The following is a 14548-nucleotide window of genomic DNA, read 5'->3' as shown; positions in this document are numbered from 1 at the left end:
AATTAATTTTTTTAATAACTAATCTCTAATTTATAATTTTTTTAATTAAGTTGCCTTAGTAAATATTTACCGATGCCTGCCTCAATCGCTTTACGCCATTCACTGGCCAAACTGCTGTTGTTTATTCTAATTACCACTCCGGCACTATTTGCCTGCTCAAAGAAACCCGATGGGAGCGGTTCAACGCCCACACCTTCGCCTACCCCAACACCAGTTTGGGACCCAAATGCCATGCGTGGGGTTTGGGTAACCACAACAGCTAGTACGGCTCTAGATAGCAAAGAGAACATTAAGACGATGGTAACCAACTGTAAAGCTGCGGGTATTAACCATCTCTTTATAGTTGTCTATAACAATGCACGTACCATATACCCAAGTACAGTAATGCAAAACCTGATTGGAAGGGGACAACTCGAAAGATATGTTGGCAGAGATCCTTTGAAAGAATGTGTAGATGAGGCCAAGGCGCAAGGACTAAAAGTGCATGCGTGGTTTGAATATGGATTCTCTTCCTCTTATTCTGCTAATGGAGGGGCAATTGTTGCCGCTAAACCAACTTGGGCTGGCAGAGATCAAGGCGGTAATCTTTTAGTGAAGAATGGATTTGATTGGTTGAACGGATTGCATCCTGAAGTACAGCAATTCATGATTGACCTATTTAAGGAAGTTATCACTAATTACGGCGTAGATGGCGTTCAAGGCGATGATCGACTTCCCGCGATGCCTAGCACAGGCGGGTATGATGCCTATACAGTTAGCCTTTATCAAAGCGAAAATGCAGGTGCATCTCCACCACCTAATCCTGCAGAAAGCAATTGGATCAACTGGCGGGTACGTAAGTTGAATCAATTTATGAAACGTTTACGCAATGAAGTAAAAGCATTGAAGCCGTCAATTATGCTAACGATGTCACCAAGTCCATTCCCTTGGGGCCGTGATGAGTATTTACAAGATTGGCCAACATGGGTAGATAGTGGCTGGGTGGATGCTGTTATTCCACAGTGTTATCGCTATGATATTGCCGCTTACAATGCTTCGCTATTGCAACAAAAGTCTTATCATAGAAGTACGACTATTCCACTTTATCCCGGAGTATTATTACGCTCAGGCACTTACACCGCAACAGATGGATTTCTTTCTCAGATGGTTCAGAGTAATCGCAACAATGGTTTCAAAGGAGAAGTGTATTTCTTCTATGAAGGTGTTAAAGACCGAGCTAGTTGGTTTCAAGGGCAGTACCCATTCATACGCTAAGCATGAAGCAGTTATCGATCATTGCCGCTTGTGTACTTACACTTGCAAGTGTTAAACACGCACAATCTCAGCAACTCACCAAATATGTTGATCCGTTTCTAGGCACAGGCGGCCATGGCCATACATATCCTGGCGCTGTTGTACCATTTGGAATGGTGCAGTTAAGTCCAGATAATGGCACAGAAGGCTGGGACTGGTGTAGCGGCTATCATTATAGCAGCGATAGCATCGCAGGCTTTAGTCATACCCACTTAAACGGCACTGGCATTGGCGACTGGTGCGATATCTCTATGCAACCTTTGATCGACACCAGTCAGGCAAATGAACGCTTTATTAAATATGCTTTTTCCCATCAACAAGAATCTGCCAAACCCGGCTATTATCAAGTACAGTTTAAAAATGGCATCAACTGTGAATTAACTGCTACAGAAAGGTGTGGTTTTCATCGTTATCAATTTCCCGGTAAAACGCAGTGGATCAGAATTGATCTTGGTTTTCATATCAACTGGGATAAAACCACTGCAGCATCTATTCAGGTAGTAGATGATTATACCATCAGCGGTTATCGCTATTCTACCGGATGGGCGAAAAACCAGCGTATCTATTTTACTGCTCGGTTTAATCAGAAGATTCGCAACTATAGATTCATTAGCGCACATGCGAGCAAGGGTGCAAATGCTGAGGGCACTGATGTTAAATTGCTTGTGGAATTTGCCGCACCGGATCAAACCATTACTGTACAAACCGGATTAAGTACAGTAAGTGAATCAACAGCAGCACAGGCGCTTTATGAAATTGGTCAAAACAACTTTGAGCAAATTGTAGCGAAAGCTGATAACAAATGGGAAATAGAATTACAGAAGATTCGCATCAACACAAAAGATATCGCATTTGCTACCAGATTTTATACCGCACTGTACAGAACCTGCCTAGCTCCATCTTTATACTCAGATGCCGATGGCAGTTACAGAAATCAAGACAACCGAGTGCTGCAAATGCCTAATGGACAAACTCGATACACAATCTTCTCCTTATGGGATACTTTCCGTGCACTAAACCCACTCTTTACCATTACACAACCACAGCGCGTTTCAGAGTTCATCAACAGCATGCTGCAGTTCTATGATGATAACGGCTTGCTACCTGTATGGGATATTAGTTCATGGGAAGCAAACACCATGACAGGCTATCATGCAATTCCGGTAATCAGCGATGCCATTCTAAAAGGATTTACCGGCTTTGATATTCATAAAGCCTATGAAGCAATGCGCAAAAGTGCTTTTCAACAACAGCGTGGCACACCAGACTATATCAAGTATGGCTATCTACCTCAAGACAAACATGGCTGGAGTGTAACCATCACCTTGGAATATGCTTATGATGATTGGTGCATTGCTCAAGTTGCCAAAAAGTTAGGCAAACAAGATGATTATCAATTATTCATGCAAAGAGCAAAGAGTTACCAGCAACTTTTTGATGTAAAGACAGGCTTTATGCGTGCAAAGAATAGTAAAGGTGCATTCGTAGAACCTTTTGATCCGCTTTTATCGGAACATGGTTTTGATGGACAATACATTGAGGGTACTGCATGGCAACACAGTTTCTTTGTTCCGCATGATATCGATGGATTTGCACAACTCTATGGCGGCAAAACAAAACTGATTGCTAAACTAGATTCTTTATTTGCAGCACCATCTGTTTTACATGGAGACAACGCTTCGATTGATGTAACCGGCTTAATAGGCCAGTATGCGCATGGTAATGAGCCTAGTCACCACATTATCTATATGTACAGCGCACTGGGTAGAAAAGACAAAGCAGCTAAATGGCTATGCGTAGTTGCGGACAGCATGTATAAAAATGGGCCCGACGGCTTAACTGGCAATGATGATTGTGGTCAGATGAGTGCCTGGTATATATGGACAGTGCTGGGTATGTATCCTATGAATCCGTCATCAGGAGAGTATGTGATTGGCTATCCTTTAATCGACAATGCAGTTATTGATTTGCCCAACGGAAAGAAACTCAACATCCAGACTACGGGTAAAAGAAACCCAAATGCTTTTGTCCGTTCGGTGAAGCTGAATGGCAAATTGATCACAACTAATCAAATCAGCCATCGAGAATTATTGCAAGGAGGCAGACTAGAGTTTAAGATTCAATAACAACTACGATTTCCAAATAATTCCCCGCTTAGTAAAAGGTATTGTGATGCTGCAAGCAATCATGGTAAACAAGAAACCTTTTAGAAAACCTATCCATGCATTGGTGTTCATAGCAGCCCAATAATCATACAAGCCTGTGAGCTTGAGTACAGGACCAAGCAACAATCCGCCTGTCACATAAGCCATCATGGGGTTCTTGCCACACCACAAGAAAAACCGATGGATATATGCTGTGCCTGCCCATTCAGCCATTAATGCCACGACCGCATATGCAAAAAAAGCTAATCCACTTGTGACAAAATAGTAACTATACGTAGACACATCTTTTTTGATACCACCTTCATAGGCTTCAAACGAAAGACCTAATAGCAAACAATAAGCACCTGCCTGTACAAAGCGATACAATAAAGGCAATGATGCTTTCTCTTTCTGAATGAATTGTTGAACTATAAAAATCAACACAACACTAGCAACCAAATTCCACACCAATTCACGTGTATATAAGAGCGAAACATTTGTAACTATCAAAACCAACATAAGCAGAATAACAATTCTTGGCTGCGATTGTGCTACCTGCTTTCTAGACAAATCCCCATACTGCAACAACCATTCGCCTGCAATCGTACCCGGCACCAGAATGAAAAAATACTTTAGAAAGTAGAACTTATAGATCAAAGGTTCTGGTGTTAACTGAAATAACCATGCATTCCAACTGCCTTCTATCTTAGAAGCAAGAAATATGGCCATTACGAAAGGCAATACACCTATGCGTAACAATGGATTGTTTCTTGTGAACCACCACAATACCGTACCGAACAAAGCCATATTCGCAAGCACTAAGATGATGATATCTGACTTAGCCAACAAAAAGCCTGCTCCATCATTTAGCGGCAATTGCCAAAGCGCGATAAGGATTGCAGCAACACCAACATAGTTTATACTAGATTCAATGCGTTTACTAAACGATGCCCATCTACTGAAAGCAATCATAAGTAAGAGAAAACCTATAATACTAAACAGATACGTACTTGTTGTAGGCTGACTACTAATTCGTGCAAACTTGAAATGCTCAAGCGTTAAAGCAAAAAGCGCTAATAGCAAAAATCTCCTAAATGCTGTACCGATGACCGCGCGATGATTGGATGTTTCTGCATATTTTCTACAGGCAATAGGTATTGCAGCGCCCATACAGAAAATGAAAAATGGAAAGACAAGATCAACCCAAGTGATACCAGGTAGTTCAGGATTGAATTGATGCAAGGGTGGTGGCACCTGAGCATGATACATCCATCCTGGCAATACGCCGCCATGTGCTACTGTTCCCGATAAGACCATTGTAAAAATGGCATATCCCCTTAGCGCATCCAAGTGTTGATACCTTTCCTGTTTCATATAAAAATATTAAAAAAGCAGGTCCCACTTTCGTGAGAACCTGCTTACATCCTATACACCAAAAATCGAGAAAGTCATTACCAGCCGGTATTTTGACCTAAGCCTGGATTATTGTCGATTTCAGATTGAGGAATTGGCCAAAGCTTATACTTTGCATTGGCATTATTTCTAATCTGGTTACGGAAACGAATACGCTGATTCACACTTGACGTATAATTAGGAATATTATCCGCATCAAATGTTGGGCGAGCTGCTGGCACTGCCGGATCGAGCGAGATACCTACCACAGGACCGCTATTCGCCTTAGCATAGATATCCCATCTTCTCAAATCAAATAAACGCAAACCTTCACCGGCAAATTCTACTGCACGCTCTCTACGTACTAAAGTGCGCAATTCAGCTTGTGAAGTGAGTGAGGTAGTTGGTTGACCAGCACGTGAACGAACAGCATTAATGGCAGCTGTAACTGTTCCATCAATTTCATTCAGTTCAATCTTAGACTCTGCGTACATCAATAAGATATCTGCATATCGCATCAAGATGAAACCAACTTTAGATTCAAAAGTATACTGTGTAGAATCGTTGTACTTATTCCAAACATAACCAACACCACCAATATTACCTGTTGCACTCACCTGCCACTGAATACCGGCAGCCTGTGCACCAATCCAATCATTATTACCTGTAACATTATCGTAGTTATTGGTATTCCAGTTAAACTTTCTACGAATGTTAGAATAAATATTAAAAATGGTTCTCTCTCTAAGGTTGTTGTAAGGTAACGCTGCTGTCTTGGAAGCAAAATGTACCATTGTATCGCCTGGTAGGTAAATACTCCACCTCAGACGACGATCCCTATTTACACGAGGGTTTGCCGAATCATAAATAGTAGATGCATCAATACGGTTACCGTTTCTATCTTCAAACTGATCAACAAGCGCCTGTGAAGGGAAATGGCTAGACTGAGAGTTGGTTACCTGACGAGGCACACCCAAAATAGGCCCCCAGTTCTGTGGCTCATTCACATCTGTTGGGTAGGTTTGACAGAATAAGATCTCACGACCAGCATTGGTACTCTGACCTGCCAGTGAAAACAGGTTAGGGAAATTAGGATTAAGCGAATACTGACCACCGTCAATTACAGCTTTCGTAGCTATGGCTGCGGTTCTGTAATCTTTAATCAACAGAGCAAGCTTCGCTTTTACACCCAAAGCAACAGCTTTATTTACACGACCAAGTGTTTGCACAGGAGATGTTCCTGCAGCATCAAATGCAGCAGCCGCATCATCCATATCCTTGTACAAATCGGCAACAATATCGGCAACAGGTGTACGCTTAGCACTCAACACTTCTGTAACTGTTGGAGGAGCCTTATAATAAGGCACATCTCCAAACCAAGTCATTAAATGTAGATAACCCCATGCACGCAACACTTGCGCTTCAGCTTTGATACGATTGAAGGTTGCAGTTGTTACATTAGCTTTACCATTCTCCATACCAACAATCTGCTGATTAGCACGCTGTACCAGCTTATACGCTTGGTTCCAGCCTGAAGTCGTAACAGCATTATTCACCAAAAACGGACCACCATCACCCATGGCAATGAGGTCTTCTGCATTACCGCCACGCTTGATGGCCATATCTGTTGTTGACTCAATGGCAAATAGGAGCGGCGTATTATTAGGGAACACCCACATTGATGAAGCATACACGCCAATTAAGCCTTGCTCCATTTCTGCCTGGTTACTCAAAAAGTTTGATGCAGAAGACGCATCCAGCGGTTTTCTGTCGAGAAATTTCTGACAGGCGCTGAAACCCAGAGTGGCAGTTGAAAGCAGTATAAAAATGTACTTTTTCATTGTCTTGTTTTTACTGTTTCATTAAAAGGTTACGTTAACACCGCCTGTAAATGTGCGCATTAGCGGATAGAATTCTGCGTTAGCACTGTTGATTTCAGGATCAAATCCTTTCCATGCTTTTGAAATTGTCAACAGGTTAGCACAGCTGAAATAGACACGCAGATTACTGATCTTGGCTCTATCCAACAATTTCTTTGGAATCGTATAACCAACATTCAGATTCTTAATTCGGAAATATGCTGCACTGCGAATCCACTGCGTAGCCAGAAGGAAGTTATTACCACCTGAACCTGAAGGAAGCAGTCTAGGGAATAAAGCATTTTGATTATCAGGCGTCCAGTAGTTCTTATGAATATCCAATAATGATGCAGCAAAATCAGCAGAGTTAAAAGGAACAGCACCAGTACCACTTAAGAAGTTATTACGTTGTCCAACACCCTGACCGAAAATATTTAGATCCCAATTACCATAAGTTAGGTTTACATTGATGCTGTACTCATACCGAGGAAAAGCATTACCAATGAAAGTACGGTCATTCACATCCACTTTTCCATCACCATTTATATCAGCATACTTCACATCACCAGGCTTAGGGCCATTGGCTGTAGTAGCACTCCAGGGAATGCCAAACTGAACAGGTGAACTCTAAACATCGTTAGAATCTCTGAAATAACCTGCACTTACATAACCAAAGTACGAACCTAAAGCCTGACCAGGTGCAGTACGAATACCATCACCAATGAATGGAGTACCCTCAACAAGATTTGTCACTCTGTTCTTTACATCAGAGATCATACCTGTTACATCAACCCCTAGCTTGCCAAACTTATTCTTATAGTTCATGCTGAATTCCCATCCCTTATTCTCCATATTACCAGCGTTCACAAATGGATTACTCAAACCACCAGCAGACTGTGGCAGTGTGCGCTGCAACAGCATGTTCTTTAAGGTTTTAACGTAGTAATCTGCTGTTACAGTAAAATGCTTCATCACTGTTAAATCCAAACCGATATTCCACTGACGTGAAGTTTCCCAGCTCAAATCAGGATTTGCGAACTGTAAAAGCGCTAAACCAAGATTAGTTGTATTACCGAAATATGCATTGGTACCATTATTGGGGTTACTATAAGCAGATTGTGCATAGAATGCATCATAAGCATAGTTGTTACCGATGTTCTGATTACCATTACCACCGATTGAAGCACGCAGCTTACCATAATCAATAAACTTAGCTAAGGGCTGCATGAAGTTTTCCTTAGAGAATATCCAACCAGCAGATACAGCGCCGAAATTACCCCACTGCTTATCACGTGCTTGTGAGAAACGTGAAGTTCCATCGCGACGACCATTCAACTCTAAATAGTATTTGTCTTCGTAGCTATAGTTTACACGTGCAAAGAAACCGGCCAAAGCCAATTCAGAAGCACCTGCATTATTATCACGAACACCTGAGCCAAGGTTTAAATAAGGCTGATTTGGATTTACGAACCCTTGACGAGAAGCACCAAAGAAATAGTTAGTAAACAATTCACTTTGTCCACCTACCAATGCTTTAATACTATGTGCGCCAAAACGCTTGCTATAAGTAGCCTGACCTAAATAAGTTGTATAAACGTTATTTGTCCAAGCTTCAGATAAACTGGTTGTACCAGGCCAAGTACCAATCAGTGAATAGGTAGATGTAGCCAAGTTAGGCTGATAAATATTGGCATTGGTTACCCATGTTTTAGAATATGGGTTAGATGTTTGACGACCCCAATAGGCTTCTACTTCTAATCCTGAAACAGGACGGAAATTGAAACCAAAGCGGGTTAATAATATATTGTTTCTAACAACAGAATTACCTGTTGCTTCCGCCATGGCAATTGGGTTACGGTTATTCGACTGCGCTGCAGTGCCATACATACCAGGACCATATTTACCACCACCAATCGCAGGCAAACCGATAGCCTGACGAATGATGAATTCAGCAGAACCAGTAGAAGGGTTGGTTGTAATACTGTTGGTATAAGCAAGCACTCCACTTAAAGTAAGCTTATCACTTACTTTGAATTCAGGATTCAAACGCAAGTCATATTTGTCAAAGGAACTATTAGGAATCAACCCTTGTTGAGTAAGGTAAGTGAAAGAACCAAATAAGTTCATCTTATCACTACCCGTATTCAACTGAACGTTGTGGTTCTGCATCACACCGCTATTGGTCAACACTTCCTTCAACCAATCTGTATCAATGATATCCAGATTATTTGCAGGCTTGCTCTTATAGTTATCAATCAAGCTCTGTGGGAAAACAAAAGCTGCTGGATTACCAGTTCTATTGCGCTCAGCCACATTGCTTAATTCCATGTGATCAATAGCGCTTACACGCTTAGGAATAGCCGTTGCTTGCTGCTTGGTAACAAAACCATTGTAAGAAACTTTCATTTGTCCGCCAGCAGCACGCTTGGTCTTCACAAGGATAACACCATTACTTGCACGGTTACCATAGATAGAAGTTGATGCTGCATCTTTTAATAATGTGATACTTTCAATCGCGTTAGGATCAATCAAATCAAGTGAACCAACTGCAAGACCATCAACAATGATCAGCGGCGCATTACTACCAGAGATTGAACCTTGACCACGGATCACAATGCTGGCACCATCTGCACCCGGGCGACCAGACTGTTGCTGAACGGTTACACCCGGCGCAAGGCCTTGTAAAGCTTGACTGGTGCTGGATACCTGACGACGATTCAACGCCGTGTTGTTTAAAGTAACAAGCGAACCAGTTAAGCTGGCTTTTTTCTGTGCACCATAACCAACAACCACAACCTCACCGAGCTCACCTGAAGTAGGTTGTAGCGCTACATCAATAATATTACCAGTTACAGTAACTTCTTTGGACGAAAATCCAATTCCTGTAAAAAGTAATACTGCACCTTTTTCTACAAGAATGCTATACTCACCAGTTGCACCGGTTGCAGCACCCGTTTTTTTGCCCTTGACCATCACAGATATGCCTTCCGCAGGACTACCTGTACCAGTACTGGTAACCTTACCAGACACTCTGATCTGTTGTGCAACTACCAGCTGAACCATCAGCAGTAGTATACAGGACAAGAGTGATACTTTTTTCATACTTGTTTTGTTTTGGTTTAATATTTCGATTCAAATTGTCCTTGATGATTCACTGGCATTAATGCAAAAGGATTAACCGTTGCATCCAGTAGTACTGCAAACTGTAATCTGGTAATAGGTCCATCATTATGCCATTCACCAAATCCCCATTTTTGCCAATTCGCAGCAACTTGTTCCTTCAGCTTGATCATATTATCCCAAGCCCATGTATTTTTTACTTGAAATCTTTGTGCAATTGTTTTTGTTAATTGCAAAGCCTGTGCTGCAGTCAACATACCGGTTGTACTGATCGGAGCACCTGTAAATACTTTAATGTCTGCTGATAAATCTGGAGTGCTAATTGTTGAATCAGCATAGAACCAAGTTTGATTTGCCCACGCATTGGGTTTACCAGTTCCTCGAAGAATACCTGTAGCACCAATACGTTGCACCGCTTCAAAATGCGGATGACCAATCCTTACATCATAGAATGGCATGATGTAAGCACCTTGATTCAACAACTGAGCCTGTACTTTTCTCACAGGAATTGCAGCAGCATCTTTTTTGTCTTGTACTGTAAGAGCAGCAAGTGCACCAGCAGCCTGTCCAATCATCATCACACAAGGCTGTAACCGCGTAGTGCCATTAACCACATTAGAGACGCTAATCCCTTTTTCTGCAACAATTAATCCTTTGATTTTTTGTGGAATCAATGCACCTAATGGAACATTGAATGAGGGTACTGGATAAAATCCTAAATGCTGTGGTGCAGCAGGATTTTTACGATGATGATGATCAATAGGATAATCTCCAACAGCGATACCTGTACGGTAAACAGGTATGCCATTGGAATAGGGGGCTGAAATATGCTTAATATTAAAACGCACCAATCCTTTTACTCTTCTACCTTCACGGTGATACGGCATCAAAGCCAAACGATCTGCAGTAGGAAATTCATCATCAGCCAGACCAAAATGTTTAAAGCCTAACTGATGTTGAATAAAATAGATAAAGCGCAAAGTAATTTGCTTTGCTTCCTCTAATTCGCGCTCACGTTCAGCAGGCGTTAACTTCACAATATTGAGATAAACATCATTGCCATAACCAGGCCAGTTGAGCATGTACTTTTTATTGGGTAGCCTGCCATAATCCAACATTTTCTTCGCATCTACATTAGGGGCAATTCTGGTCTTGTCTTTGTAATAATCAGTACAAGCGCCATCAAATTCAGCAGGATCATAACCAGCTGGTTTCACAATGGTACAATCTGCATTGGGGCCGTAATCTTTCAAGATAGCTACATAGGTGAGATCTTGAACGATATCATTACTCTCTGGAACTTGTACATCTTCTCCAGTAATAGCAGATGCTTCCATACCTATATCATAACCAGCACCTGCATCTGCCAATACATCGCCTAACTCTGTAGCATCAATAACCTGTTTAGCCATTACATGCACAAGTTGATTATTCTTCAGGTTAAGCATCACTGCACCTTTCACACGTTGCTGTTCTTTAATAATGGAAACAAATCGATGGCGATATAGCACCGATAAATTGGGTAAAGCTTTTACCATCGACTTTACAATACTATCACCCACATGTGGTTCAAATTGCGTATTACTAACCCAGCCGGTTGCCACTTTATTCGGGCCACCATATACTTTATACAATGCATTTCTGAACTCGCCCCATATTCCCGAAGGCATGTTGTGGTTACCATCAAATGCACTTACGCCGGCAGCGGTCATCATCCCACCCAGCCAAACAGACTCTTCTGTCAATACAACTTTCACACCCATGCGTGCGGCTTGTATGCCGGCAGCCGTTCCTCCAACACCTCCACCTACTACTAATACATCCGTCTGCAAAATTTTTTGCGCATGCACACAAGCTGCAAAAGCAGTAGTCAACATTAATATGAAGAACAATCGTTTCAGCAAGGCAAATATTTTTTTATAGTTGTTTGAGTGTTTCAGATACTTGATACATAGCTCGTGGGATGTGGAAGCAGCCCTTCCATTTCCCACCTTTCAAAGGCAGTAATACATCTCCTTTACGATTCAAATAGCCAAACCACTCGCCATACTCTAAATCGCGGAAATGATGCCAGGTATAGTCGTGTAATTTTTCAAACCATGGTATACAACGTGGATCACGTGTTAAGACATAAGCTTTTGCCAAAGCCACTAAAGATTCTACATGCACCCACCATAATTTTTGATCCCATTCTAATTGCTGAACAGGATGACCTTTTACATCTAAAAAATAATAAATGCCGCCATGTTCCTTATCCCAGCCCATTTCTAATGTATCAAACATAATGTCCACCGCACGATGAATCAGCGCAGGATCATTCATGCGTTTACCTAAATCCATAATAAACCACATGGCTTCAATAGCATGACCTGGGTTGAGTACGCGCCCTTCAAAACTGTCTGAAAAATGACCATCTGGTTGCACATTCTCAAGTACTACACCAAAGTCTTTGTTGTAAAACACTTCCATCACTTCATGAATCACTTCGGGCACAAATTCATTCACACGACTAGCACCGATGATATGTTCCAACTCAAGCGACAGATTACAAAGGATCATGGGCAGGCTAAAATTCTTCAGCGGTCTGGTACCCGGATATGCTTTGTTGTAAATCCCTTTTGTATTATCTCTTCTGCGAAGGATGTTTTCAAAAGTAGTTGTAGCTATTTCTTTGTATATATCTGATGGCTGCACTTTGTCTAATGCAGCAAAAGCCATTGTAGCAAAACAATCACTAAAAATATTGTATGGTTGAACTAGTGGCTTACCTGAAGCTTCTAAAGAGAAGTACCAGCTACCCGATGCGTCTCGTCCATGTTGTTGCATGAATTTAGCACCATGCAAAGCCATATCTAACCAATCCTGATTAGGGGCAACGTGATGATACATGTAACTAAAACACCAAACCTGACGTCCCTGTAACCACATGAACTTATCAGTATCATAAACATTACCCACCCTGTCAAGGCAAGTGAAAAAGCCACCGTACTGTTCGTCTTTACTATGTTTAAGCCAAAAAGGAAGAATATTGTTGATCAATTCCTCACGATACAACCCTGAATAGGCTTTCATAGCCTCGCTGGGTGGCGCAATCGTTGTGTTTGGTTGCATGAATCCCGATTAAGTTTATAAAGGATTTAAGAATACCATGAGCAATATCTTAATTTTTTTATAATTAAAAGGCTACTTTTTAAAATATTTTATTTTCTATAGGCTATTCTTGCATTTTCATGTATTGAAAACTGCCTAACTTGTACCTCCTTAGTAAGAATTGTTGAAAACTGCCATGCCCAAGCCCAAGGTTTTATCAGATGTGTTTAATGAGGAAAGTTCAACTGGTGTTGCGTTAAAAAACAAAACACTTAAAAAGCTGATTTTCAATTTTTTAGATAAAACCGACAGTAGTTCAATTACTGAATTGAGTAAAGAATTGAATATAAGTGTTCCCAAAACCACCAGCTTGGTGAATGAGCTAATTGAAGATGGATTAATCAGCGATTATGGCAAAGTAGACTCAACTGGTGGAAGAAAAGCCAGTATGTATGGCTTGGTGCCCGAAGCCTGCTTTTTCTTGGGCGTAGATGTTAAGAAGTATTACGTCAACATCGGCCTGATGAACTTCAAGAAGCAGTTGGTGACGCAGAAACACCGTATTCCTTTCAAATTAGAGAACACGCCCGAATCTTTATCACTGCTCATTCAAATAATTCAGGGCTTTATAAAAGAAGCCCCTGTGAAGAAAGACAAGATTCTGAGCATGGGCATCAACTTATCTGGCCGTATCAATCAAACCATTGGTTATAGTTATAGCTTCTTTCATTTTCAGGAAGAACCCTTATCGCTTTATATTGAAAATAAGATTGGTATCAAAACTTATCTGGAGAACGACTCACGTGCGATGGCATATGGTGAGTTCATGTGTGGTGAAGTAAATACAGAAAAAAATGTACTCTTCGTAAATATGGACTATGGTGTAGGTCTAGGTATCCTGATTGATGGCAAAGTGTATTATGGCAAATCGGGCTTTAGTGGAGAGTTTGGGCATATGCCTTTTTTTGAAAACGAGATCATATGCCATTGCGGTAAAAAGGGTTGCCTTGAGACAGAAGCATCCGGAACGGCTTTGATTAGAAGATTTCGTGAGAAAATCATTCAAGGCTCATCTTCTTCAGTAATTAAAAAAAATACACCAGTTAACGAAATAACACTGACAGATTTAATACAAGCAGCCAATACTGAAGACATGCTCTGCATAGAACTGCTTGCAGAAATCGGTGAAAAACTTGGAAAAGGCCTAGCTGTATTAATCAATGTGTTTAACCCAGAGCTAATTATCCTTGGTGGTACTTTATCCGAAACTGGTGATTACCTCAGACTACCAACAAAGAGCGCTATCAACAAGTTTTCTTTAAGCTTGGTGAATACCGATACACAATTAAAACTCTCCAAACTAGGTGAAAAAGCAGGTATACTTGGCGCCTGCTTGTTGGCAAGAAATAAGGTATTGACCGTTTTCTAAACAAAATTTTGATCGAATTAAATGAATAAAAAAGCCCCCATCACTGGGGGCTTAATCTGATGTCGCAGAAAAAAGTATTATTTTCTGAAACAATAGTGTAGCGGGATCGGGAGTTGAATGCCGACGATTAGTCGGCACCGAGACAACAGCTTCGCTGTTCGTCTTGGCCCGAGACCTTTTGAAATAAAAAAGAGTCTTCAAATGAAGACTCTTCTGTAGCG

The 14548-nt window shown here is 41.2% G+C and carries 9 protein-coding genes; 3 read left to right on the top strand and 6 right to left on the bottom strand.

The window, feature by feature from the left end; all coding sequences use genetic code 11:
- Window positions 1–72 precede the first annotated feature (72 nt).
- Window positions 73–1254, top strand: a complete 1182-nt coding sequence (locus J0L83_13950) for a family 10 glycosylhydrolase (GenBank protein ID MBN8665679.1) — start codon at window positions 73–75, stop codon at window positions 1252–1254.
- Window positions 1255–1256: 2 nt separating this feature from the next.
- Window positions 1257–3419 (top strand): GH92 family glycosyl hydrolase, encoded by a 2163-nt coding sequence (locus J0L83_13945; GenBank protein ID MBN8665678.1) that lies wholly within the window; start codon window positions 1257–1259, stop codon window positions 3417–3419.
- 3 nt (window positions 3420–3422) lie between these two features.
- On the opposite strand, the gene J0L83_13940 is transcribed toward J0L83_13945, so the two are convergent.
- From J0L83_13940 to J0L83_13915, 6 genes are all read right to left on the bottom strand, one after another.
- Entirely contained in the window at window positions 3423–4811 is a 1389-nt protein-coding gene (locus J0L83_13940) for a DUF5009 domain-containing protein (protein MBN8665677.1), read from the bottom strand.
- Between the two features lie 77 nt (window positions 4812–4888).
- A complete protein-coding gene (locus J0L83_13935; protein MBN8665676.1) occupies window positions 4889–6670 on the bottom strand; it encodes a RagB/SusD family nutrient uptake outer membrane protein in 1782 nt (593 codons plus the stop codon).
- 21 nt (window positions 6671–6691) lie between these two features.
- Complete coding sequence (locus J0L83_13930) at window positions 6692–7249, bottom strand: hypothetical protein (protein MBN8665675.1); 558 nt, start codon at window positions 7247–7249, stop codon at window positions 6692–6694.
- Between the two features lie 66 nt (window positions 7250–7315).
- The gene (locus J0L83_13925) at window positions 7316–9790 is read right to left on the bottom strand and encodes a SusC/RagA family TonB-linked outer membrane protein (GenBank protein ID MBN8665674.1); all 2475 of its coding nucleotides are present in this window, start codon (window positions 9788–9790) and stop codon (window positions 7316–7318) included.
- A gap of 17 nt (window positions 9791–9807) precedes the next feature.
- The gene (locus tag J0L83_13920) at window positions 9808–11712 is read right to left on the bottom strand and encodes an FAD-dependent oxidoreductase (protein MBN8665673.1); all 1905 of its coding nucleotides are present in this window, start codon (window positions 11710–11712) and stop codon (window positions 9808–9810) included.
- Window positions 11713–11725: 13 nt separating this feature from the next.
- Window positions 11726–12919 carry an AGE family epimerase/isomerase gene (locus J0L83_13915; GenBank protein MBN8665672.1) on the bottom strand — a complete coding sequence of 398 codons (1194 nt, stop codon included), beginning with the start codon at window positions 12917–12919 and terminating at the stop codon, window positions 11726–11728.
- A gap of 175 nt (window positions 12920–13094) precedes the next feature.
- Here J0L83_13915 and J0L83_13910 point away from each other — a divergent pair, with 175 nt between their 5' ends.
- Complete coding sequence (locus tag J0L83_13910) at window positions 13095–14327, top strand: ROK family transcriptional regulator (protein MBN8665671.1); 1233 nt, start codon at window positions 13095–13097, stop codon at window positions 14325–14327.
- Window positions 14328–14548: the final 221 nt, after the last annotated feature.

Source organism: Chitinophagales bacterium (assembly GCA_017303835.1).
Taxonomy (GTDB): Bacteria; Bacteroidota; Bacteroidia; order Chitinophagales; family Chitinophagaceae; genus JAFLBI01.
The sequence above is the reverse complement of the archived record's forward strand: the minus strand, read 5'-3'. Positions and strand labels throughout refer to the sequence as shown.